This window comes from Sphingomonas sp. CFBP 13714, from assembly GCF_014842205.1.
GTDB classification, from domain to species: domain Bacteria; phylum Pseudomonadota; class Alphaproteobacteria; order Sphingomonadales; family Sphingomonadaceae; genus Sphingomonas; species Sphingomonas aerolata.
Map to the genome: position 1 here is coordinate 124926 of NZ_JACYVG010000005.1, position 24039 is coordinate 148964.

General features: G+C 64.3%; 22 protein-coding genes and 1 pseudogene. 6 read left to right on the forward strand and 17 right to left on the reverse strand.

The window, feature by feature from the left end:
- Window positions 1-7 precede the first annotated feature (7 nt).
- From IFT54_RS12655 to IFT54_RS12665, 3 genes are all read left to right on the forward strand, one after another.
- Window positions 8-1312 (forward strand): MFS transporter, encoded by a 1305-nt coding sequence (locus IFT54_RS12655; protein WP_244648940.1) that lies wholly within the window; start codon window positions 8-10, stop codon window positions 1310-1312.
- 81 nt (window positions 1313-1393) lie between these two features.
- Window positions 1394-2161 carry a helix-turn-helix transcriptional regulator gene (locus IFT54_RS12660; RefSeq protein WP_342354826.1) on the forward strand — a complete coding sequence of 256 codons (768 nt, stop codon included), beginning with the start codon at window positions 1394-1396 and terminating at the stop codon, window positions 2159-2161.
- The gene (locus IFT54_RS12665) at window positions 2158-2880 is read left to right on the forward strand and encodes a FadR/GntR family transcriptional regulator (protein WP_192070905.1); all 723 of its coding nucleotides are present in this window, start codon (window positions 2158-2160) and stop codon (window positions 2878-2880) included. The genes IFT54_RS12660 and IFT54_RS12665 overlap by 4 nt, the downstream gene beginning before the upstream one ends.
- 374 nt (window positions 2881-3254) lie before the next feature.
- Here IFT54_RS12665 and IFT54_RS12670 read toward each other — a convergent pair whose 3' ends face one another.
- From IFT54_RS12670 to IFT54_RS12720, 11 genes are all read right to left on the reverse strand, one after another.
- Entirely contained in the window at window positions 3255-4082 is an 828-nt protein-coding gene (locus IFT54_RS12670; protein ID WP_192070906.1) for an HpcH/HpaI aldolase/citrate lyase family protein, read from the reverse strand.
- A gap of 10 nt (window positions 4083-4092) precedes the next feature.
- On the reverse strand, window positions 4093-4836 hold the full coding sequence (locus IFT54_RS12675; protein WP_192070907.1) for a GntR family transcriptional regulator: 744 nt from the start codon (window positions 4834-4836) through the stop codon (window positions 4093-4095).
- Between the two features lie 83 nt (window positions 4837-4919).
- Window positions 4920-6113, reverse strand: a complete 1194-nt coding sequence (locus IFT54_RS12680) for a CaiB/BaiF CoA transferase family protein (protein WP_192070908.1) — start codon at window positions 6111-6113, stop codon at window positions 4920-4922.
- A complete protein-coding gene (locus IFT54_RS12685; protein WP_192070909.1) occupies window positions 6110-7288 on the reverse strand; it encodes an acyl-CoA dehydrogenase family protein in 1179 nt (392 codons plus the stop codon). Before IFT54_RS12685 ends, IFT54_RS12680 begins: the two co-directional genes overlap by 4 nt.
- Window positions 7285-8679, reverse strand: coding sequence for an MmgE/PrpD family protein (locus tag IFT54_RS20910; protein WP_192070910.1), 1395 nt, complete (start codon window positions 8677-8679; stop codon window positions 7285-7287). The genes IFT54_RS12685 and IFT54_RS20910 overlap by 4 nt, the downstream gene beginning before the upstream one ends.
- Complete coding sequence (locus tag IFT54_RS12695) at window positions 8676-10049, reverse strand: MFS transporter (RefSeq protein WP_192070911.1); 1374 nt, start codon at window positions 10047-10049, stop codon at window positions 8676-8678. The genes IFT54_RS20910 and IFT54_RS12695 overlap by 4 nt, the downstream gene beginning before the upstream one ends.
- A 114-nt stretch (window positions 10050-10163) precedes the next feature.
- Window positions 10164-10673 carry a MaoC family dehydratase gene (locus tag IFT54_RS12700; RefSeq protein WP_031441432.1) on the reverse strand — a complete coding sequence of 170 codons (510 nt, stop codon included), beginning with the start codon at window positions 10671-10673 and terminating at the stop codon, window positions 10164-10166.
- Between the two features lie 74 nt (window positions 10674-10747).
- Entirely contained in the window at window positions 10748-12310 is a 1563-nt protein-coding gene (locus tag IFT54_RS12705; RefSeq protein WP_192070912.1) for an OprO/OprP family phosphate-selective porin, read from the reverse strand.
- A 145-nt stretch (window positions 12311-12455) separates the two neighbouring features.
- The gene (locus IFT54_RS12710) at window positions 12456-13367 is read right to left on the reverse strand and encodes an acyl-CoA thioesterase (RefSeq protein ID WP_192070913.1); all 912 of its coding nucleotides are present in this window, start codon (window positions 13365-13367) and stop codon (window positions 12456-12458) included.
- Between the two features lie 43 nt (window positions 13368-13410).
- Window positions 13411-14502 carry an FUSC family protein gene (locus IFT54_RS12715; RefSeq protein WP_197984668.1) on the reverse strand — a complete coding sequence of 364 codons (1092 nt, stop codon included), beginning with the start codon at window positions 14500-14502 and terminating at the stop codon, window positions 13411-13413.
- A gap of 653 nt (window positions 14503-15155) precedes the next feature.
- On the reverse strand, window positions 15156-15590 hold the full coding sequence (locus tag IFT54_RS12720) for an Rrf2 family transcriptional regulator (RefSeq protein WP_192070914.1): 435 nt from the start codon (window positions 15588-15590) through the stop codon (window positions 15156-15158).
- 86 nt (window positions 15591-15676) lie between these two features.
- On the opposite strand from IFT54_RS12720, the gene IFT54_RS12725 reads away from it, so the two are divergent.
- On the forward strand, window positions 15677-16459 hold the full coding sequence (locus tag IFT54_RS12725) for a methyltransferase domain-containing protein (protein ID WP_192070915.1): 783 nt from the start codon (window positions 15677-15679) through the stop codon (window positions 16457-16459).
- Window positions 16460-16509: 50 nt separating this feature from the next.
- Here the strand turns inward: IFT54_RS12725 and IFT54_RS12730 are convergent.
- The 5 genes and pseudogenes from IFT54_RS12730 to IFT54_RS12750 all read right to left on the reverse strand — a co-directional run.
- Window positions 16510-16764, reverse strand: a pseudogene (locus IFT54_RS12730) (transposase); the annotation flags it as partial.
- Between the two features lie 174 nt (window positions 16765-16938).
- Complete coding sequence (arsH, locus tag IFT54_RS12735; protein ID WP_192070916.1) at window positions 16939-17691, reverse strand: arsenical resistance protein ArsH; 753 nt, start codon at window positions 17689-17691, stop codon at window positions 16939-16941.
- Between the two features lie 37 nt (window positions 17692-17728).
- A complete protein-coding gene (locus tag IFT54_RS12740; RefSeq protein ID WP_159511786.1) occupies window positions 17729-19015 on the reverse strand; it encodes an arsenic transporter in 1287 nt (428 codons plus the stop codon).
- Window positions 19015-19443 carry an arsenate reductase (glutaredoxin) gene (arsC, locus tag IFT54_RS12745; protein WP_159511787.1) on the reverse strand — a complete coding sequence of 143 codons (429 nt, stop codon included), beginning with the start codon at window positions 19441-19443 and terminating at the stop codon, window positions 19015-19017. The genes IFT54_RS12740 and arsC overlap by 1 nt, the downstream gene beginning before the upstream one ends.
- 11 nt (window positions 19444-19454) lie before the next feature.
- Window positions 19455-19787 (reverse strand): ArsR/SmtB family transcription factor, encoded by a 333-nt coding sequence (locus IFT54_RS12750; protein ID WP_159512852.1) that lies wholly within the window; start codon window positions 19785-19787, stop codon window positions 19455-19457.
- Between the two features lie 436 nt (window positions 19788-20223).
- On the opposite strand from IFT54_RS12750, the gene IFT54_RS12755 reads away from it, so the two are divergent.
- Window positions 20224-20763, forward strand: coding sequence for a hypothetical protein (locus tag IFT54_RS12755; RefSeq protein ID WP_159511788.1), 540 nt, complete (start codon window positions 20224-20226; stop codon window positions 20761-20763).
- Window positions 20764-21075: 312 nt separating this feature from the next.
- Window positions 21076-22212: a hypothetical protein gene (locus IFT54_RS12760; protein WP_192071103.1), complete on the forward strand. Its 1137-nt coding sequence runs from the start codon at window positions 21076-21078 to the stop codon at window positions 22210-22212.
- Window positions 22213-22619: 407 nt separating this feature from the next.
- Here the strand turns inward: IFT54_RS12760 and IFT54_RS12765 are convergent, their stop codons facing one another.
- Window positions 22620-23783, reverse strand: a complete 1164-nt coding sequence (locus tag IFT54_RS12765) for an FAD-dependent oxidoreductase (protein ID WP_244648944.1) — start codon at window positions 23781-23783, stop codon at window positions 22620-22622.
- Window positions 23784-24039 lie beyond the last annotated feature (256 nt).

Genomic DNA, 24039 nt, shown 5'->3' on the forward strand with positions numbered 1-24039 from the left:
ATCAAGAATGACCGATTTCGCCCGACCGATGGAGGCGGCCGCACCGCCGTTTGCCAAGACGCTGTTGCCGCTGCTTGCGCTCGCGCTGGCCATGGCGGTCGGCTTCACGATGATGGGCGCATTCGGCACGGTGCAGGAAGGCGCGAAAGCCGAACTTCACCTCAGCGACTATACGCTGAGCCTTATCCAGGGGCTGTCGGCGGCGCTGCCGCTGGCGGTGTTCTCGATCCCGATCGGCATCATGGTCGATCGCTACAACCGCGTGCGAATGATGATCGCACTCGCGTTCGTGTGGACGCTGGGCACGGTGCTGACCGGGCTCGCGCATAGCGTTCCGTTGCTGTTCGTCGCACGTATGCTGACCGGGATCGGCACGACCGGCGCGCTGACCGCAGCGCTCTCGCTGTGCGCCGATTTCTGCGTTCCGACGCAGCGGGGCAGGGCGATGCTGATCGTCAACCTTGGCAAGTCGCTCGGTGTCGCGCTCGCCTTGGCACTGTCGGGCGCACTGTTCGGGCTGTTCGCACATGGTCGCGCGCCAGCGTGGTTCGCAGGCATGATGCCGTGGCGAAGTGTGCATCTGTGCCTGGCGGTCGTCAGCATGCTCGCCATCCTGCCACTGTTCCTGCTGCGCGAACCGGTGCGGCAGGAGGTTGCGGCCGGCACGCATGCGCCGTTCAAGGTCGTGGCCGGCGAACTCTGGGCGCGTCGCGTGTTCCTGATCCCGTTGTTCGTCGGCCAGATCAGCGTCGTGATGGCCGATGCCGCGGCTGGGATCTGGGTTTCGCCGGTTCTGTCGCGAACGTTCCACCTCCAACCCGACCAGTTCGCCGGCTGGATGGGCGCGCTGCTGTTCGGTGCTGGCGTGGTCGGTGCGATCGTCGGTGGTCTGTCCGCCGATCGCGGGCAACAGAGCGGCCGCCGCGGTGGCCTGCTGATCGGTGCGATCCTTGCCGCCGCGCTCGGCGTACCCGCGGCGTTGTTCCCGATCATGCCCTCGGTCCCGCTGTTCGGGGTCGCCGTGGGTCTGCTGGTAACGTGCGGTGCGGTGACGGGCGTTGTGACTTCGGTGGCGTTGACCGTGCTAATTCCCAACGAACTGCGTGGGTTGTGCATCGGCGCGTTCATCGCGATCGCTGGGCTGATCGGCTACGGCCTCGCACCCACGCTGGTCGCGGCTGCAAGCGGCATGCTGGGCGGCGAAGCGCATCTCGCGCAAGGTCTCGCGATCGTCGGGGTCGTGACCAGCGCGATCTCCGTCGTCGCCTTTACGATGGCAATGCGTCGCGCGCCGATGTCAGCAACGGCCTGACCTGTAAGATAGCTCTTGCAGGAGCTATCTGATAGCTGCATGATCGACCCAAGCCCGGCAAACGGGAGAAGGAGAGCGGTGGTGGGCGAGGGAAGCATGCAGAAGGAACGCGTCACGGTGTCGCCCGAGATGGCGGCATTCATCGGGGAGGGTATGGTCGACCCGACGACGTTTCCTGCCGATGCCGTGGTCCTCTGCTTCACGCTGGGCGAGCACACGCCGGCGCAGGTCACCGTCACGACCGGTGCGGTTCCTTCGGAGGAGCGGGCGGTCCTCATTCTCGCGGTCGAACGCGGTGCCTGCCTGCGGGTCTTCGATTACGCGCCTGACGCGAACATCGCGTGTCATCTGCCGAGCGAATTGCGGCTGATCGTCGTCGCGATCCGCGATTGCGCGCTCTCCGAGCCCTGGCGCAGCACACACCGGTCCGCGAAATGCATCGAACTCCTGTCCATCACGTTTCAGCGGATCGTCGAGGACGACCTTGTGCCGCTCGCGGGTGCCGGGCAGTTGTCTGCGAGGGACAGCCAGCGGATCGTCGCGGCCAAGCGCATGATCGACGAGCGCTGGGGTGAGAAGATGACGCTCGATTCGATCGCGCGCGCTTGTGGACTGAACCGTGCGAAGCTGACCCGCGGCTTCCGCGACATGTTCGCCTGCACGGTCGCCGACGCGCTGCTGGACAGGCGGCTCGGAGCGGCACGCCAGATGCTGGTCGCGACCGATCTGCCGGTATCGTCGATCGGATACCAGTGCGGCTATCTCAACAATGCCAGTTTTACGCGGGCCTTCTCGCGGCAGTTTGGCGCGACCCCGTCGTCGCTGCGCGCACCACGGCTCGCGGCATGAGCGCGACGAGCGTGCGACTGATCGAGGGCGGCTCGCTGGTCGATCAGGCGGTCCATGCGGTCCGCACGCACATCCGCACGAACGACATGAAAGTCGGCGACACGCTGCCGTCCGAAGGGCATTTTGCGACAGAACTGGGTGTCAGCCGCCCAGTACTCCGCGAGGCGTTCGGCGCGCTAGCGGCGTTGCGACTTATCGACGTGGGCAACGGCAGGCGCGCGCGTGTAGCCGCGATCGACGGATCTGTGATGGCAACGTCGCTCGACCACGCGGTGGCAACGGCGCAAATCTCGATGGTACAGATCTGGGACGTGCGCCGTACGCTGGAACTGCGCACTGCCGAGCTCGCCGCGATCGACCGCACCGACGAAGAGGCGCAGACGATCATCGGTCTGGCCGAGGCAATGGAAGCAGCCGGTAGCGATATCGATGCGCTGACCCGCCACGACATCGCGTTTCACCAAGCAATCGCGCAGGCTGGACGCAACATGTTGTTCTTGCAGATCATCCGCTCGTTCGCACCGATGATGGTTCATGCAGTTCCTGCAGCATGGGCAACGCGGACCACCGCGCGGCAGCGTGCCGCCGTGCTGGCACATCATCATGCGTTAGCGCGCACGATCGCCGATCGTGACCCGAAAGCTGCGACCGCAGCAATGAATACGCATTTTGTCGCGTCCATCGGTGATCTGTTTGCCCGTCGGGAGAGTGATAATTAGCCAGCGCTTTCTGGACGAGCATCGATCGTTATTCAAAGGGCTAGAGTACCGGCTGTACCAACAGAATGACATCAAGGATTGGCGGGGGTAGACGCGCATATGTCGTCTCAAAGGACGTAGCTTTGCGAGCCGACCCTGGCAATGAAGCTTGCGAGATGCGTGAGCCCTCGAAGGTCTGGGATCAGATGCACATGGCTTGGCGGCGAATTGACCACGCTTCCAATCATCCTCCGTTGCGTTACCCCGCCGAAACCGGCTCCAATCAATGATAAATGAGCGTCCACCTCCGGGACGCAACCGACTGCATTTGAACGTCTGCATCTGGGCCATCCTCCGCAAATATTGCGACCCGGCGGGCCATCCACGCTGTCTGCTTACCGGCGGAAAGAATCAAATGCGGAATATGTATCAAGAACTCGACGAGCGCGATCGACGACGGGTTTGTCGATTAGTTTGCCGTCGACGGCAACGGCTCCGAACGCGCCGTCGATAGCGGCGACCACGCGGGTGGCCCAGTCCACGTCAGAGGCGGAGGGCAGGAATGCCGTGTTGACGATCCCCACCTGTCGTGGATGGACGCAAAGCTTTCCGCCGAAGCCGAAGCGACGTGCGTGGTCGGTGTCGCGTGCCAGCGCCTCGTCGTTAGAGAGATCCGTCGAAACGCCATCAACCGGTGCTGCAAGTCCGGCGCTTCGCGAGTGAAGGACGAGCTGGGTACGGACATAGTCGATCTCCGCCTGGTCGCCGTCGATGCCGGCGTCCGCCTGAAAGTCCACTGTGCCGAACGACAGTCGTGAGAGACCGGGCGCGGTGACGAGGTCCGACAGATTCAAGACCGCCGAAACGGTTTCCACCAGTGCATGGAGCGGCTTGCCGGCTGCTGCCTCGTGAATTGCCGCGAAGTCCGACGCGCGCTCGGCTTTGGGCAGCATCAGTCCAGCGACGCCTGGCAGTGCGGCGAGTCCACGTACGTCGTCCGCATGCCAATCGGTATCCAGACTGTTGACGCGCACGAAGAAGCGCGGTTCCGGCAGACTGGCGAGCGCATCGTATATCGTATCGCGCGCGGCAACTTTGCGGTCGGGGAGGACAGCGTCTTCGAGATCGATCACAACGATGTCCGCGCCGCTCGCGCGCGCCTTTTCAAAACGCTCGGCACGATCGCCAGGCACGAACAGGATACTGCGGGCGGCACTGGTCATGAAAAATCCTCTACAGGCCGGATACGGGATCGCGGCGGAAGGTCTGGGAATAGGAATAGCGGTCCGCGGGATGGGTGTTGATCGCCATCTCGACGACCTCGCCGCGTGCGTTCAGATACTGGCGCGTCAGGCGCAGGCCCGGCGCACCGGTCTTGGTTTCGAGCAATTTGGCGATCGGCGCGGGGATCGCCACCGCTTCAATATGCTGGCGGACCTCGGCGACGCGCTCGCCGAATTGCTCCTCGATCCGGCTGAAGATCGGCATATCGCCGACATCGTCGTCAAGCTTCAGGCTGCGGAACGCGGGGTGGAGATAGATGTCCGAAAAGGAGATCGGGCTTGTCCCGGCGGCGCGGCGCAACGCCATGAGATGCAGCCAGGTCTGGCCTGATGTCGCGCCGACTTGTTCAGAGAGCGGGCCGTCCAGCGCGATCGTCTCGCGCGCGATGATCGTGAGGCTGGTCTCGTTGGTGTATTGCTGGAGATCGGACAGCCCCTCCATCACCTGACGATACGCCGCCGGGCGCGACAGCCCGAGGACGCGTGTGCCGACCCCGGCCTGCCGCGAGACCATCCCCGACTGCACAAGCCGCTTGATCGCCTCGCGCACGGTGAAGCGGCTCGCGCCGAACTGGTCGCACAGCTCGAACTCGGTCGGCAGCAGCGTGCCAATTGGATAGCGCCCATCCTCGATCTCGTTGATCAGCGTCTGGGCGAGTTGCAGGTAACGCGGTTGCTGACGAAGCTGGGGCATCAAATATCCATCGGTCGCTTTGTCGGGTGATCCGGACAATAGCGCACCGTCCAATGCCTTGGCGTTCGATGCAAGCGCGGGTGTCACCGGACCGCGCCGCGGGTCCGCAAGGCTGCCACGTCGTCATCGGTGTAGCCGAGGGTCGCGAGGATGGCGCTGGTATCCGCACCGAGTGTGGGAGCAGCCTTGTCCGGATGTTCGACGCCGCCCGCGCGGATCGAGGAAGCGATGCCGGGCAGGGGGCCGTGTTCGGGATGCTGGAAATCGATGATCCGCTTCGATTCTGCGAGAAACGGATTGTCAAGCGCCTGCTGAACGTCGAGCACTGGCGCGGCCGGCACGCGTCCTTCGAACAGCTGCATCCAGTCCGCGGTGGTGCGGGTCGACAGCACCGCATCGAGATCGGCGTTGAACGCCGGACGGTTCTCAAGCCGGGCGGCGAAGGTCGCGTAGCGCGGATCGGTCGCCCATTCGGGACGCTCGATCAGCCCGCACAGGACCTCGAAGAACTTCTCCTTGTTGCACATCACGAAGATCCAGCCGTCGCTGGTCGTGTAGAGCTGGCTGGGGGTGAGCGAGGGATGGCTCGATCGCGACGTGCGTTCGACGGTGACGCCGCCGTTGAGATACCATTCGGCGACATAGTTGAGGTTTCCGAGCGCGACGTCGAACAGGCTGACGTCGAGATCGCGGCCGATCCCGCTGCCGCGCGCCGAGACGACGCCGGCCAGGATCGCGAGCGCAGCGGTGGTGCCGGTCATGAAGTCGACGATCGACAGCCCGAAGCGTGCAGGCGGCGTTCCCGGCTCGCCGGTGAGCGACAGATAGCCGGCCTCGGCCTGCATCAGATAGTCATAGCCTGGCCATGCCGCGCGGCTGCCGGTACGACCATAGGCGGAGAGGTGGACGCAGGCGATCGCGGGGTTGAACTGCGACAGTGCGGCATAGTCGAGCCCGAGCTTTGCCGGCAGGTCGCCGCGCAGATTGTTGAAGACCACGTCCGACTCCGCGACGAGCTTCTCGAGCACCGCGCGCCCGTCCGCGCTCTTCAGGTCGAGGCCGATGCTCCGCTTGTTGCGGTTGAGCGATTCGTAGAAGTGGCTGTCGCCCGGTGCGAAGAAATACGGCCCGACGTGACGGCCGATGTCGCCGCCATCCTTATGGTTCTCGATCTTGTTGACCTCGGCGCCGAGATCCGCGAGCTGCTGCGTGCCGAAGGGGCCCGCGCCATATTGTTCGACCGCGACGATGCGGAGACCCGCGAGTGGCTGGTTCATGCCGGGTTCCGCGCGATGATCTGCTTGGCGATGATGATGCGTTGCAGTTCGTTGGTGCCTTCGCCGATCGTCAGCAGCGGTGCATCGCGGTAGAGGCGCTCGACATTATATTCCTTCGAATAGCCGTAGCCGCCGAAGATCCGCATCGCCTCGATCGCGTTCTCCAGGCCAGCTTCGGTCGCGAAATACTTCGCCATGCCGGCTTCCATGTCACACCGCTCGCCACGGTCATACGCCTTGGCGGCGGCTTCGGTGAGCAGCCGCGCGGCGTAGGTGCGGGTCGTCATCTCGCCGAGTTTCAGCTGGATCGCCTGATGCTCGCAGATCGGCTTGCCGAACGTCTTGCGCGTTTGTGCATAGGCGACCGCCTCGTCGAGCGCCGCCTGCGCAATCCCGACGCCGCGCGCGGCGACGTTGATGCGGCCGAGCTCGAGCCCGCCGAGCACCTGCTTCAGCCCGACGCCCTCGACCCCGCCGATCAGCCGGTCGACCGGCACACGGTACCCGTCGAAGGTCAGCGCGTTGCTGTCGATGCCCTTGTAGCCGAGCTTTTCGAGCTTTTTGGAGACGATGAACCCGTCGCCCTTCTCGGCGATCAGCAGGCTCATCCCCTTGTGGCGCGGCTCCGCGGTCGTGTCGGTCTTGACCAGCAGCAGGATGGTGTTGCCCGAGCCCGAATTGGTGATCCACATCTTGCTGCCGTTGACGACATAGTCGTCGCCGTCGCGGACCGCGGTGGTGCGGATCGCCTGAAGGTCGGTGCCCGCGTCGGGCTCGGTCAGGCCGATGCCGCCGCGCAGTTCGCCGGTTGCGAAGCGGGGCAGATAATGATCCTTCTGCGCGTCGGTGCCGCAGCGCTGGACCGTCATCGCCATGATCATGTGGCTGTTGATGATCCCTGCGACCGACATCCACACGGTCGAGATCTTCTCGATGATCCGCGCATAGGTCAGCGTCGAGACGCCGAACCCGCCGAATTCGGGTGCGATCATGAGCCCGAACAGCCCCATTTCCTTCATCGTGTCGACGATCTTCTGCGGATATTCGTCGTCATGCTCAAGCTGGTGGACGAACGGCTTCACATCGGTTTCAAGGAACTTGTCGATCGAATCGAGGATCATGATCTCTTCGTCGGTCATCGCGCCATCGGCGGCGATCGCGTTTGCCAGGGTCATGTGGATACTCCTTGAGGGGCAGTGGCGCCGGCGAGAATGTCGCCGAGCGCGGAAGCGGGGTGCAGGTGCAGGTCGAGCACGGCGGCGCGGATATGCGCGGCGCGGGCCGCGTCGACCGTGCGAGCGGCGTTCTCGAAATATTTGGCGTCGATGTCGGCGTTGCTGAGGGGCCGGTCGGATGCACCGCGGTTGATCGCCTCGCGGTGGCGCAGCATCCGGCCATCTCGGGTTTCGACCATGACTTCGCCGGTGAAGTGCTTGGGATAATCGCTGTCGGGGTCGACGGCGTATGAGACGCGGGCCGCTAGATCGAGCACCGCCGGATCGTTCAGTGCTGCCGGATCGAGCGAATCGAGCGTGAACTTGCCCGTCAGCAGCGCGGTCGCGACCGTGTAGGGAATCGAGAATTGCGCGTCATAGCCGGTGTGTGGCGTCCGCTTGGGAGCGACCGGCTCGCAGACGATCGGAATGACCGCCTCGGGGACCAGTACGATGACCGTGGCGATATCGGCAGCGGTCAGGTCGTATTCCGCACGCAGCGCGATCGCCGCATCGATCGCGGCGTGTGTCATGTGGCAGGCGGGAAGCGGCTTCACCGACACCGCCTCGATCTCCCAGATCTCGCCAAGCGCTTCGGTCGCCTGCGCGAGCAGGGCAGGGGCGGCGTCGCGAAGATACAGGGCATAAAGACCGAAGCGCCCTTCATAGGCAGCCGGCGGTCCGACGAAGCCGCGCTTGGCAAGCGTCGCCGCGGTCAGTGCCGAACTCGCCGCCCAGCCTGGATGCAAGCGCTTGGTCCATGCACCGTCGGCCAGGAACTCCAGACTCCCGCCGGCCATCGACAACACGATCCCCTGCGCCATCGCGATCTGCTGCGCGTCAAGTCCGAGCAACCTGCCGGCCGCGAGTGTCGATCCGAACGCACCGATCAATCCGGTCGGGTGAAAGCCGAAGCCGTGAAACCCGCCCGCGCCGACAGCCGCGACCCGCGTCGAAACCTCCATCGCTGCGATATAGGCGACGAGCAGGTCGGCGCCCGATGCGCCGGCTTTGTCCGCCGCGACCAGCGCAGTCGGAAAGGCGCTGACGGTCGCATGGATGATCCCGCGTGAATGCGTGTCGTCATAGTCGAGGCCGTGCGTAACGACGCCGTTCATCAGCGCCGCGTCCCGCATCGCCAGCGTGCGGCCATAGCCGAGCACCGGCGCTGTTCCGCTGCCGAGGTCGCTCGCGGCGGCGAAAGTCGCCTCGGCCCAGTCTGCGCCGACTGCCGCTAGGCCAGTGCCGACCGAGTCGAGGATCAGGTGGCGTGCGCGCTCCTTGACCCGCTCGGGAATGGCATCGATCGTCAGGCCAGTCGCGAAATCGGCGAAGGTTTGCGAGAGCGTCACTTAGCAGCTCCCCCAAGGACCAGCGAATCGTCGGCGACGACGTCGAGCGACTGACCGGTGGTCTCGATGTTCAAAAGACCGACGGCGGCGATCATGCAGGCGAGCACCACGCCGACCATGCCGAGCACGCCCTCCAGCCCGAAGCGCTCAAACAGCGCGACGGTGGCATAGGGCGTGACCATCGACGCGGCCCGTCCGCACATGCCCGCGAAACCGGTGCCACGCAGCCGATAGGCGGTCGGGAACAGCTCGGGGATGTAGGCGAACAGCGCCAGCGTCACGAGCGTGTAGATGCTCGACACGAGCAGGAAGCCCGTTAGCGGCACCATCAGGTCACCGTGCGCATTGGGATACAGGAAGCCGAAGATCATGATCGCGACAGCCGCCGCGATCAGCGAGGCGCGGCGCGAGATGCGGTCGGCGATACCGATCGCGACGATCGCACCGAACACGCTGCCGAACGACATCAGCGTCGTGTACCAGAGCGAGGTGACGATCCCCGTGCCGTGGCTCACCAGGAAGGTCGGCAGCCACGCGACGAACCCATAGACCGAGACGTTGACGGCGATCGCGGCGAGCGTCGCGGCGATCAGGCGGCGGCGCAGTTTGGCACCGAAGAGCGCGCTGAGCGGTGCGTGGACCTTTGGCACGAAACGGACTTCGGGGACGGCGGCGAGGGGGCCCTTGTGCTTGACGACGTCGGCTTCGATCTCGCGAAGCGTCGCCTCTGCCTCCTCGTTGCGGCCGACCGATTCCAGCCACCGCGGCGATTCCGGCATCTTCTTGCGCATCACCCAGACGATCAGCGCAAGGATGCCGCCGATCGCGAACATGTAGCGCCAGCCGAGCGTCGGAATGACGATATAGCCGACCGACGTCGCGACCAGCAGGCCCGAATTGACGACCATGCCCATGATCGACACCCAGCGACCGAGATAGGCCGGCGGGATGAACTCGCCGAGCGTGCCCGCCGCGACCACCAGCTCGGCGCCGAGGCCGATGCCCATGATGAAGCGGCAGACGATCAGGAACGTCATGTTGGGCGAGAAGATCGCCGCGATCGAGGCTAGGCCGAACAGCGCGAGGTTGAACTGGTAAGAGGCGCGACGTCCGAAGCGATCGCCGACATAGCCGGCCATGCCCGCGCCGATCATCATGCCGAGGAAGGTCATCGACATGAACACCGCGGCCTGCGCCAGCGTCGAGAATCCTTCGGCCTTCAGCGCGGCGATGACACCCCCCGCGAGATACACGTCGAACGCGTCTAGGAATGCGCCCGCGCTGATCAGCCCCAGGATGCGCCAGTGGAATCGGGAGATAGGCAGACGGTCCAGCCTGGCTCCTGCGTTGACGGCGATGGTATCGGCCATGGGGCTACCTCTCTTCGTAATGACGACGGGCCGGGTCTTCTTTTGTCGAAGCTCTCGCAGGCCGCGCTGGGGGCGTCCGGTCACCAACGGCGACCGGTTAGTCGATCGGTCGGGCTATTTGTCGTCGGGAGATTCGCCGCGCTTGTAGACCAGCGAGTTGCGCGTGAACTCCATGATCTGCTTGGCGTCCTGATTGAACGCCCGAGTGCGGGTGGTGACGATCCCCTGCGTCGGGCGCGACTTGGACTCGCGGATTTCGAGTACTTCGGTTTCCGCGGTCAGCGTGTCGCCGCCGAACACCGGGTGCGTCAGCTTGATCTCGGTCCAGCCGAGATTGGCGGGGGACTTGCCGCTCACGTCGTTGACGGTCATGCCGAGCACGATCGCCAGGGTCAGCCCGCTATTCACCAGCAGCCGCCCGAACTCGCTCTTGGCGGCATATTGCGCGTCGCAATGCATCGGGTGCGAATTCATCGTCATCAACGAGAACTGGATATTGTCCGCGTCGGTTATCGTCCGCCCGGGGCGATGCTCGTAAATGTCGCCCACGACGAAATCCTCGAGATACCGGCCATAGCTCGCGCGGTAGCGTTGCTCGCCAACTTTGATAGCCGAAAGGCTCATACATCCTCCTTATCGCTTTGTACGGACATTATCGAACTTATGGTACGCTGGCAAGGTGAAGCCGACGTCGACGGTCAGAACGCCACTTCGGCCCGTGCCGCGAACGTGTCGCCGCTATCGCGCCCGATGAAACCGCCGGTCCGGTTGTCGGTACGGAAATGGGTATAGTCCGCCATGAACCGGAAATTGTTGGTTAGGGACCAGTTCAGGCCGACCGTACCTGCCGTCCCGGTGCCGCCGAGCGGGAGGCTCGAACTGTCGAGATCCTCGTAGCGTACCACCGCCTCCAGCGCCCCCCATCCGCCATCGAGCACCGAGTTCAGCACGTTCGGCGCGACATAGGTGCCGCTGCGCGAGGCATAGGTCGGCGTCTCGCCGGTGATCCAGAAGCCGCCATTGACCGACAAGGCCTTGATCTTGCCGCTGCGGAAGGTCGAGGTCGGGCCGCCATGCACGGTCCGCTGACCATATTCGCCGAACGCGTAGAATGGCCCCAGCGTGCCGCCGAGTTCGAGGCCGAACGCCTTTGATCCGTCCGCGCCAGCCAGCGCCGCGGACTCGACACGGACGCTGTTGTTGAGCGCGCCCGCCATGCCTTGCGCGAACGTGGTCGGCAGCGTCGTATCGGGGATGTTCTCGCTGTACGCCCAACCGCCGATGTGGATCAGGCCATGCTTGGTGAGGATCGGGTTCCAATGCGCGCGGCCCAGCAGCATGCGGTTGTCGCTACGCGTGAAATCGCTGTCGATCGCATCGCCGTGAACGCCAAGGCTCGCATGCCAGTTCTTGCCGCCCGCACGGCCGACCGCGCCCATCAGGAAGACCTTGCCGCCCTGCGTCGCGAGCGCGGTGGTATTAATGTTGGTGGTGATGAAGGGGTTGGCGGTCGACGCGGTGCCGATGTCGATGCCGCGATCGGTGATGAGGTTGCCGAACCGGACATCGGCGTCGGTCTTGCCGAACTTCTGGCGGTAACCGACGAACGCCTGCACGACCTCGGTCGCGTTGCGCCGGAAATCGGTCTCGAACTGATAGAATAGGTGATCGCCGATTGTGCCAATCGCGCCGACGCGAAACTGGCGCAGCGTCGAGACGGTGATGTTGCGACGGTCGAAATCCGACCCCCCGGTCGAAGAGATATCCGCCAACAACCGCCCGCGCATCTTGAAGGTGAACTTTCCGTCGCGGCTGCTGAACACGGGGGCCCCCCGGCTCCAGTCGACCGCGAGATCGGCGGGCAGCGCGACCCCGCCGGCGTTGACGACCTGCGGGTTACCGACCGGCACGGGAGCGATCTTCGCGCCGGGATCGGCCGTCTGGTTGGCGACCTGCACGCGGGTCGGGGCCGCTGACGGGGGTGCTGGCACAGGCGCTGCCAGTTGCGGGGCCGTTGATGGGGCAGCGGCCGGAGGTGGGGCATTCGCGGCAAGCGCACGGCCGGCTTTCGCCTTGGCATTCGCGATCAGCGTATCAGCGCGCTCGCGGCTGACCAGCTTGTTCTCGACCATCTCGTCGATCAGCGCCAGCATCGTCTGGTACGACGGATCGGTATCGAGCGGCGACGCCGTCTGCGCCCGCGCTGCCGATGGCAGCACGGCTAGCAACGCGCACAGCGATACGGCGTACGAATGACGCATACAGACATCCTCATCGATTGGGATCGTCCGTCTTGCGCGGCGCGACATCCTGGAACCAGCTTCACTGGCGTAAGATGATCCTAATGTCCGTACAAATGCGCTGTCAACATGGTTTTACGCGTTGATCCGATCCGGGGTGCACCGATCAGGGCATATGCGGGAGCGTCGTACGTGGTGCGAGATCGGGCCGCATCCGGATCAATCCCTCTTGCGTGACATGCGCGATCGCTCGCCCGTCGCGGCTATGGAAGACACCGCGCGCGATGCCGCGGCCATGTCCCGACCACGCGCTTTCGCTGGTATAGAGCAGCCAATCGTCCAGCGGCACGTCGTCGTGGAACCACATTGCGTGATCGAGGCTCGCGGTCTGCATGCTGTGCTCGAACATGTTGACCCCGTGCGGGATCAGCGACGCACTGAGCAGCGCATAATCGGACAGATAGGCGAGCAAGCCGCGGCGCACGACGGGATCGGTTGGCACGCTACCCCGAAACCGGATCCAGACATGGGATACGGGCGTGCCGGGTTTGGTCTGGAGGAACGCGGGCACGCCGCAGGGCCGGATATCGAAGGCGGACGGCTGGCCGAGGAACGCGACGGCTTGCGCGGAGATACCCGCATAGTCACCAGCGAGGATGTCGAGCGAGCGCAGTTCCTCTGGCGGGGGAAGGTCGGGCATCGCGACCGCATGCTCCAGGCCGGCTTCCGGGCGCTGGAACGATGCGGCCAGCGTCAGGATCGTCGCGCCGTTCTGGCTGGCGGTGACGCGGCGGTTCGCGAACGACTTGCCGTCGAAATCACGCTCTACCCGGAAGATGATCGGTTGCGTCTCGGTGCCGGCGCGTAGGAAATAGGCGTGCATGCTGTGCGCCACGGCGGGTGCATCGACCGAACGCTGCGCCGCCATCAGCGCCTGCGCCACGACCTGCCCGCCGAAAACGCGCGCGGTTGCGCCGGGTCGCTGGAGTCCGCGGAACAGGTCGGTATCGAGCGGTTCGAGGTCGAGCAGCGCGACCAGTTCGGTGGCGAGGTCGGGCGTCGATAAGGTTTCGGTCATCGTCGCCAGTACCGCGCGCGGGGCCAGCGGCAAAGTCGCGCGGTCAGCTTTGTTCGGCAGCGAGCACCTTGGTCGGGGCAATTTCGTCGACGCGACCGGCAAGGTCGAGCAGGTCGCGGTGAAGCCGACCCGCGGCGAAGGCGAGCCCGAATACGCGGCCCGATGCGTCGAAATCCAGGGTCGCCGCGGCCTCGCTCCGTCGGAACAGATCGAGCGCAGCACCGAACATCCGATAACAGGTTTCGACGTCGCCCCGATCGACCTTGCCCCGCGTGCGCAGCGCCTCTGAACACCGGGTCGCCAGCGCGGCATGCGCGGTCAGCATCGCCGCCGATGGCTTGGCGAGCGCTGCCATCGCCGCCGGGGGCAGCGGCTCGTCGAGTGCGCGACCGCTCAGCACCAAATCGTTGCGGATACGCCAGAGCGTGCGCGGGACGGCGGCGGGGATACCGTGATCGGCGAGACGCGAGGCGCGTTCGCGGTCGGCGTCCTTCATCGCCAACTCCACCGCGGCGAGCGCATGACGCAGCGCGGCGTGTTCGGGGGACGATGGCAGCGCCAGCCCGGTGGTCAACGCGTCGGCCTGCGCCCGCAGCATCCGTTCGATATGGCTCAGCACGGCAAGCGTGCGCGCGATCACCACGCCGTGCGATCGTGCCGGCAGGATCAGCATCGCCGCCAGCACACCGATCATGCCGCCCAGGCCGATCTCGATGATGCGATCCCGGACGAAGATCTCCACCGAAGAGCCCGGCGGCGCGCTGAGCAGCATGATTGCCGCGGTGACCGGCGCGATCCGCAACCGCGGCCGGACCGACGCGACGAGCGCGGCGATGCCGGTAACGGTGACGAGCACCAGCCCGAGTTCGAGCGTATCGGTTCGCCCGAGCGCCGCGCCGATGCCCCCCAGCACTGCGCCCAGCAAGGTCCCCAGCAACCGATCGGTCGCTGCGCCGAGCGTCCCCCCGATCGATGCCTGCATCACGATCAGCACGGTGAACACCGCCCAATAGCCTTCGTGCAGGCCGAGCGTCTTGTACGCCGCAAACGCTGCTGCAGTCGCAACGATCACGCGGACCGTCTGGCGCAGGCTATCCGCATTCGCCTTGATCAACGCGCTCGGTCGGAGATCCAATGTCAGCGCTTTTCCCTCCAACTACCTGTAAATCAGTCCGTCGGCGGTAATGCTCGTACCTGCAATCGTAAATCGCCATGATTGGCTTAGCTACAGTTCGGTTGGCCGATATCGCCGCTCTCCGGGCGAGGTCTTTGCCTCAGCCTTACGCTCGCGCAGGACGCCAATGATCTGATTCTCGGAAGATCGGCCATCCCGCATCACTCCCCTCCATCTGACGAGATAACTTGCCAATCGGATGAATTCTGAGGAGCGGGTCAAGAGAGATCACTGCACCGGATATACGTCGCTGGCCCGCGAAAGCTGCTCCGTACCGCTGGCATGATTGAAAACTCAAGTCAGCGGCGAGCCTGAACAGATGTCGGAAGCTGGAACGGCAAAAGCCGCATCGGGATCACGGAATGTTGCTCTGGGCAGCCCTGCGATGCCCAACAGTATCGTCCACGTCCGGACGTTTAGGCTGGCGATCCGGGCGCCAAATAACGGCCAATTTTTAAGCGCGGGCATCCGTGATTTTCCATATCAGAGGGGCGATTTCGGGACGGAGCAAACGGTAACAGATTTGGGGAATGCGCCCCCCGCCTGTGGCCGTCAGCCCGATCGGGGGGCGGGTTTCACGCTCTAAATTCCCAATCGGGAAAGACTTGCTCCGTCTATTTGCCCGCGCGGTCGCAGCGATCATTGAAGGTATGGACGAGTGCCGCGAGGCTGATTGATCCCAAGCGCGTAATCAGCAGCCGCTCCGCTTCCTGTAGCGCGTTCCCCAAGGCTTCGTTGACGACGCTGGCGACTTGGCAGCCGGGCTCGGGATGCTCAATTCCAATTGCAAAGAGGCGGGGGCCGCCAACGGCACGATGCACGTCCAGTAGCGTCACTGCATTCAGATCGGCTGCGATAGCCCAACCGCCGCCGTGCCCCTTTTCCGACCTGACGTAACCCGCATCCCGCAGGCCCGACATCGTGCGTCGGATCAGGACAGGGTTGGTGCCCAGCATCCGGGCGATCGTCTCCGAAGTCATCGGGCCATCGTGCCGCGCCATATGGATCAGCACATGCAACATACGAGAGAGGCGACCGTCGTTCCGCATGACGCCACCTTCGTTGCTGGCACCGACTTGGCAAGCCCCCACTATCAAGATACCTATTGAGTTGCATGATTCGTGGAGCATAGCCGGTGCGTGAGTTTAACAAGGCCGACCACTGGGACAGCGCGGCCGATCGATACGAGAAGACGGCGCATCCCTACACGACGCGCTATGTCGAAGCTGCGTTGGCGCATGTACCGTTGACGCCGGCGTCCCGGGTGCTCGACATTGCAGCCGGGACCGGCGCGCTCGCCTTAGCAGCTGCGCGGACCGGAGCGCAGGTTCGGGCAACCGACTTCTCGCCAGGCATGGTTGCGCGCATCGCGGCCAAGGCGGTGCCGAACGTCGAAGCGCGGGTGATGGATGGTCAGGCGCTCGACCTGCCCGACGCTGAATTCGACGCGGTGTTCTCGATCTTCGGGGTGTTCATGTTCCCGGACTGGCGAAAGGGGCTGGCCGAGATGGCACGGGTCACACGACCCGGCGGATACGGCGTTGTTGCGGTCTGGCAAGATCGTGGCGCCGGCGCGTTCATGCTGCTCGGCCAGCTGATCCGGAGACTGTTTCCGGAGCGCGACCTGTCTCCCATGCCGGAGGCCATGGCGACCCTAAGCACCGAGAAGGGCCTTGCCGACGCGCTGTTCGAGGCAGGTTATCGTGATCCGCAAATCGAACTTGTGACCCGCGACTTCGAACTCGACATGACAGCGATGGACGACCTCGACGCGCTTTTCGGCCCATCGCCTGACTGGACGAGTCTGGACGCTGGACAGAAGGGGGTGATCGTCGCTGAGCTGCGTCGAATGATGGAAGGCCGGCCACAACTTCCGATCCCTTCCACAGCGTTGATCGGTGTGGCGCGACGAGGATAGGTCTCGGGATCGCGTCCATGTCGCTTAGATCATGAGGGCTGCCGCCATTCCCAAAACACCATCCTTTTTGGGACAAGCAACAGCCCGCAATGCCGCCCATAGTCCTTCGGCGCATCACACCAGTGTAGCCCGTTGCGATTGACAAAAACGATGCCGCGGAGCACCCGCCGATCATTGACCCGAGGCTTACCATGGCTTTTGGGAAACAACGGTTGCAGACGCGCCATCGGCTCATCCGTCAGCCAGCACAGGTCGCTTTTCCACGCTCTCCTCACGGAGCCTGAATCAGATCGCGCCTCTCGCATCAATGGGTCCTGACCCGAAGACGGTGTCTGAGCCTTCATCTCGGACGCGCCGTTTAAAGGTCGGCGGCTTAAGACGCTGACGGCGATCGGCAACCATTCGCCGAAATCTCAGAGCATTGATGTCGAATGTCGCGGTCGACACATCATCGAGACTGCCCCAAACTTGGCATTCGTTCACCGTGATGGATGCGACACCGTAGCAATGCTCGATAGATCGGTTGTCGGATCGAACGGCACGCCAGAAGCCTTCCGTTCCGAATACCGGTCGACGAGCTGGGCCGCGTGAGGGCGGAGCAGGACCGTGAAGCGGACCATCTCCTCCATCACGTCGACGATGCGATCATAGTAGCTGGACGGCTTCATCCGGCCGGCGTCGTCAAACTCCTCGAACGCCTTGGCGACGCTCGACTGGTTCGGAATCGTCACCATCCGCATCCAGCGGCCGAGGATGCGCAGCGTGTTCACGCTGTTGAACGACTGCGATCCGGCCGACACCTGCATGACGGCGAGCGTCCGGCCCTGCGTCGGTCGCATCCCGCCCATCGACAGCGGCAGGTGATCCACCTGCAGCTTCATGATGCCGGTGATCTGACCGTGGCGCTCGGGGCTGCACCAGACATGCCCCTCGGACCATAGCGACAGCTCGCGCAATTCATGGACCGCCGGATGGTCGTCGCCAGCCACCTGATCGGGCAGCGGCAGGGTCGAGGGATCAAATATGCGCGTCTCGGCTCCGAAGAACCGGAGCAGGCGCGCGGCCTCCTCGACGCAGAGCCGGGAATATGACCGCTCGCGCAGTGAGCCGTAGAGCAGCAGGATGCGCGGGGGCGGGTCTCCCGCACCCAGTCCGATGGCGGGCCGGTCGAGCGTGTAGCGTCGATCGAGTGCGGGCAGATGGTCGGGGTCGGAAAGCGTGCGCAGGGGCATCAGGGGTATGTCCTGTCATTGGTTCGATTCCACGGCATCAGGCGGCACCGAGCCGCAGGGCGAGCGCGGCGAGCGTTACCAGCAGCACGGGGATCGTTAAGGTCGCGCCGATCCTGAAATAATAGCCCCAGCCGATGCGGATGCCCTTCTGCTCGAGCACGTGCAGCCACAGCAACGTCGCGAGCGAGCCGATCGGCGTGATCTTGGGGCCGAGGTCGCAGCCGATCACGTTGGCGTAGATCATGGCGTCCTTGATCGCGCCCGTGGCGTGGGTCGCGTCGATCGACAGCGCGCCGACGAGCACGGTCGGCATGTTGTTCATGACCGACGACAGCAGCGCGGCGATGATGCCGGTGCCGAACGCCGCGCCCCATACGCCGCCTTGGGCGGTGCGGTCGAGCAGACCGGCGAGGTGGTCGGTCAGGCCGGCGTTCCGCAGGCCGTAGACGACCAGGTACATGCCGAGCGAGAAGATCACGACCTGCCACGGCGCGCCGCGCAGTACCTTGCGCGTCTCGATGACGCGGCCGCGCCCGGCGACGACGAGCAGCAGCACCGCGCCGGCAGCGGCGACTGCACTGACCGGTATGCCAATAGGTTCGAGCAGGAAAAAGCCCGCCAGAAGCGCCGCAAGGACGACCCAACCGGCCCGGAATGTCGCCCGATCGCGGACGGCGTCGGCCGGCGCGCGGAGCTGCGCCACGTCGTAGTTTGCTGGGACGTCACGGCGGAAGTACAGCAGCAGCACGATCAGCGTCGCACCGATCGACGCGAGGTCGACCGGCACCATCACCGACGCATAGTCGGCGAACCCGATGCCGAAGAAGTCGGCCGACACGATGTTGACCAGGTTGGAGACGATCAGCGGCAGGCTTGCCGTGTCGGCGACGAAACCGGCCGCCATGACGAACGCCAGCGTCGCCCTGTCGCGGTAGCCCAGCGCCCGCAGCATTGCGATGACGATCGGGGTCAGGATCAGCGCCGCGCCGTCGTTCGCGAACAGCGCCGACACGGCCGCGCCGAGAAGGACAATCAGGACGAATAGCCTATGGCCATGTCCTCCCGCCCAGCGAGCGACGTGCAGCGCCGCCCATTCGAAGAAGCCGGCCTCGTCCAACAGCAGGCTGACGATGATGATGGCGACGAACGTCGCGGTCGCGTTCCAGACGATACCCCACACCACCGGGACGTCGGAGAGCGAGACCACCCCGACGAGCAGCGCCACGACCGCACCACCCAGCGCGCTCCACCCGATACCGAGCCCCTTGGGCTGCCAGATGACGAGCGTGATCGTGGCGACGAAGATGGCGAGCGCGAGCAGCATCAAGCGATGCGCTGACCCGAGGCGTCCACCACCGCTTCGCCGTCTTCCTTGGCAAAGGCCCCCAGTTGCGGCTCGGGAAGCAGACCGAGGACCGCTTCGGATGGTCGGCACAGCTGCACGCCGAGCGGCGAGACGACCAGTGGCCGGTTGATGAGGATCGGATGCGCCATCATCGCGTCCACCAGCGCGTCGTCCGTCAGCGTCTCATCACCAAGCCCCAACTCCGCATAGGGCGTCCCCTTCTCGCGCAGCAGTTCGCGAGGCGTCATACCGGCGCGGTCAATCAGCTGGACCAGCAAAGCGCGCGAGGGCGGGGTTTTCAGATATTCGATGACGTGCGGCTCGATGCCGGCATTGCGGATCATCGCCAGCGTGTTGCGCGACGTGCCGCAGGCGGGGTTGTGGTAGATCACGATGTCGACGGCCATGACGCGTCCTTTCAGCAGCAGGGGGTGAGTTCGGCCAGAAGCGGCACGCACAGCTCGGGCGAGCCGGCGCAGCAGTCGTTGACCAGGAAGAGCGTGAGTGCGCGCAGGCCGTCCAGATCGGCGCGGTAGATAATCGACCGGCTCTGTCGCTCGGCGCGGACGATGCCGGCGCGCGCTAGGATGCCGAGATGCGCGGACATGGTGTTCTGCGGCACGTCGAGCCGGCGGGCGATTTCGCCCGCCGCCATGCCCTCCGGTTCGTGGCGCACCAGCAGCCGGAATACGTCGAGCCTGGTGCCCTGAGCGAGCGCAGCAAACGCAACGATAGCCGAATCCTTATCCATAAATCCAGCATAGCGGATATATCTGACGGCAACAGCACGAACTTCCGACATGCCGGTTTTAGAGACTGCCGACCGTTTTCGATAAGGGCGAGGGCGCTGCGGATCTCAGCCATACCCAGTCGGACACCCCCGTGGCAATTCATACGGCCGAGAGCGCGGACATTCGCTCAGCCCGATGACGTCTGATCGTTCGTTGCCAGCGGTAACTTCCGAAAAGGTCTATCGAGAGAGTATTTCGTGAAAGCGGACTGACCCGGCGGATGTCAGCGCCAAGGAGCGGGCTGTCCAACAGCGGGCTTCTGCTCCGGTAAACCGGCTCAGTGGAAACCGGCAAGATTTGCTAGCCGCCCAACATTCACTATCTCTGCTGAACCGACTTGGCTGCCGATAAGCACTAGTGCTAATATCAACCGGCAGCTCAATAACGGAGACAAAGATGTTTGCCGTTGCTCTTATGTTTTCCGAGGCGGTGGCCGTCGCTTCCAACCCGCTCGAATCCGGCAACGTCGTCAGGAGCGTGCGGGAATCGATATGTGAACTGCGCGCACCCTCGATTGCCGATGACGCCATTGGTCTTCTGGCGCTGCCAGCGCCGAAGCAAAAGAACGAGATGGGGGTCTTGCTTCTGGTCAATTGTTCGGACCGAAAGATCATAAGCCTGCGGGACCCAAGTCGATCACGACGGCACGTGAACGAGTTTCCGTACGACCCGCGGGTCGTGACAAAATTGCGACATGACCCGGGGCGCTACGAAATCCTCAACTTCAATGAGAGGGCCAACAATTCCGTTGGGGACCACACGACCCATTCAAAATCGACATATTGGACGGGACCTTGCGAATATACGGGGCTTCAACTGACAACCGCCGCCGCAGGCGACGATCACAGCCGGCAAACGGTCGTCTTCGATCTCAACATCTGCGAGAACCAGATTCTCGCGATGCTCGAGCCGAACAAGGCGGTAATATCCCCGTAAGGAGACGCCAGAAAGCCGCCTGCAGAATACCACCGCGTGCCGCGATCAACGTCCTGCCCAGTACGTGGTTGGGCGAATGCCACTCGTCAGGGCGGCGCCGCTGAAGTCATAGACAGGCGGATGCGGTGGCGCATTTAACACTCCACGCTCTAAAAGCGGCCACCCGGTTTACCGCTCATCTATCGAGAGAGTCGGCATTCCTCTTCTGATCAGTCATTCGCTGCTGCAAAGATAAAAGTTTCGCAATACAGTCACTGATGCGAGGTCAGGCTTGCAGCGGTGCAAGGTGCGACTCGAAGTGGAGGCCTGGTGATGATTGCTTTATTCTTCGCATTGTCGCTGCAGGCCGCCACCCCCGATATCGTAATTTCTGGCAGGCAGCTTTCGGAAGCGTATGCAGCCTGCGTCGAGCAGGGCTGTCCGCCGTTGCGCGATGCACAGGCGTCGATCGCCTTTGCCGAGCAGCAATTCCGGGATGGTGCGTATCTCAAGGCGCGTCACACGCTTATGCGCGCCATATCTCGTAACAAGCGTCACGCTGCGACCGACCCGAAACCGGTGTCCGCACTGTATGAAGCGTATGCGACCGTCTCTTTGCACGACGGTGATCTGGATGCGTTCAAGAGCGCGGTCGGTGAGCAGGTTCGCACGCTGCGCGACAATCTGCCGGCCAATGACCCGGCCGTCGTTGCCGCGGCATTTGCGACCGGCGATATGTGGCTCGCGATGCGCAAGGGGCGTAGTGCCGAGATTTCGTATAAGGCGGTGGAGCGTCAGGCGTTGGCGGACGGAAACGCGGTGCTCGCCCTGCAGGCGACGTTGCGCCGCGTCAGACTGGCCAACGCACGGGCCGACACGGCCGGTGCGGCCAGGCTTATGGCCGAAGCCGAAGCCCGGCCGATCGCGGCGGATCCAAAGTTGCGCAACCTGCTGCAAGTTGTCCGGTTGCGCCTGGCGGCGGGGCAAAAGGACAACGCGCAGATTGACCAGCTGGTGCGTGCGATCGGCCGCGATGGCTCGACCCGCCCTGAGCTGGTCTGGGCGCCGCCTTATCGACCTACGGCGCTGGCGGCTGCGCAAGACGAAGCGCGCAAGTTCGACTTGCGCAATCCGCTTCCCGCGAGATCGTCCGATGTCGATCCGATCAAATGGGTCGACATCGGCTTCTGGATCCGACCCGACGGCAAGACGGACGAACCCGAAATCTTGCGCGGCTCGCGTTCGACGGGATGGGCAGGGTACCTCCTCAAGCAGGTTTCCGAACGACGCTACACCGGCTTTTCGACCAGCAGCACTGATCGGGGTGTCTACCGTGTCGAGCGGTTCACCTTACGCGGTACGTACCAGGTTCCAGTAGGGAGCCTGATTGCAAGGAGAGGGGGCGCTGCAAGGTTGGAAGTGCTCGACTTGACCCAGCCAGATACATCCGGCTCGTCGAACCGCTCATAACGACAAATGTGAGACGGACTCCGGCGGCGGCTGATGTTGCAAAAGCTGCTTCGTTGGGGACGGCCATCTGGCGGGGCAGTTCGGGCATATTTATCGTTCGCCGTGCCACGTTGCAGGTACGACGCCACGTCATCGGCGCCGACGACCGCGTTCCGGCGTTAGGCCATCACCCCATCCAGGCCGACGATGTTGGCAAAAGGTCGTCTGGAAATTCTGATGGTGCGATGGTCGCCGGAATGCGTATCGGCCGTCTGTATCTTGTTGCAGACGAAGGAGCACCAGCGTCAAAGGAGCGGCGCGATGGTGACCGGACGCCTTACATTGCATCGAAGGTGAACTATCTCACAGCGGCGCATGACACTCGACCGACCTTTGATACTCGCAATCGGCGACAGCCTGATTGCCGGTTACGGCCTACCCACCGCCGATAGCTTTCCCGTACAGGCCACGGTGCGGTCGCCGTCTCCGTTGCGGATCGTCACCGCCTCCAGATTGTCCCCGCCGTGAAGTTCGACGGCGTGGGTGCCGTATTCGATGGTGATCGCGGGGTCCGCCTCGAGCCTGCTCGACAGATAGCTGGACATGGATGAGCCCAGGGTGTCGCCGCGTACCAGCAGGCGAACGTGGCGTGCCGTACGGCTGAGGAACATCGCCGCCTGCCCGGCCGAATTGCCGCCGCCGATGACCAGCACCTCCGTATCCCGGCAGAAGCGCGCCTCATTCTCGGTCGCTGCATAATAGATGCCCGTGCCCTCGAACTCGGCGAGGCTTGCGATGGGCAGGCGTCTGTACTGGACCCCGGTGGCGACCACCACGGAGGCGGCGAGAACGCGCCGACCATTGGCGAAGGTCGCACAGAAGGCGCCATTGTCGAGCTGGTCCAGCGACTCGATCCGCCGGGGCATGACAAAGCGCGTGCCGAATTTCATCGCCTGCACCTCGCCGCGCCACACAAGATCGGCGCCGGAGATGCCGGTGGGAAAGCCCATATAGTTTTCGATCCGGCTGGACGTGCCGGCCTGGCCGCCGATCGCGGTCTCGTCGACCACCAGCGCGCGCAACCCTTCGGCTCCCGCATAGACGCCCGCCGACACGCCGGCGGGGCCGGCCCCGACGATGAGCACGTCGAAGGCCTCGTCTTCGGGAACGTCCTGATCGAGTCCGAGCAGCCGTGCCACCTTTTCCGGCGTTGGATCGCTCACCACCACGTCGCGGCCGAACACCACGACGGGCTCCAGCGGCGTGGTTCCGCAACTGCTGGCGACATGGGCAGCCTCGGCGCTGCCGAGCCGGTAGGAGCGGTAGGGCAGGCGGTTGCGCGCAGCGAAATCGGCCACTCTTCTGACGGCCCTGTCCTCGTCTTCGCCAACCAGGACCAGCATACCGTCGCCGGCATCCAGCTGCCGCCGGCGGCGTGCGGCCAGGACCGTGATGACGATGTCCGAGATCTCCGGTATCGCCGCCATAAGGCGAAGCATCGCTGATCGCGGGACTTCGACGACGGTCGTGTCGCTCGCGGCGCGCATCGGGAGCGACCATGTGCCGCCGGACAGCAGCGAGATCTCGCTCATGAACTGGGTGGGCCCCCAGCGTCGACGGCACCAGCCGATCGCCCGTGAACGGGTTGACGACCTCGATCTCCCCCTCTTCGACATACACGAAGCGGTCGGCCGGCGCGCCGATCTCGGCGAGCATCATTCCCTTGGGATAGTGCTTACGCGTCCCTGCGGCCCGGATGGCGGCAATATGCCCAGGCTGTAGCGGAACCCGCTGCATTTCCCGCAGGTCACGGCCGATCGTTTCCATGAGCGCTGTCCCCTCTGCGCG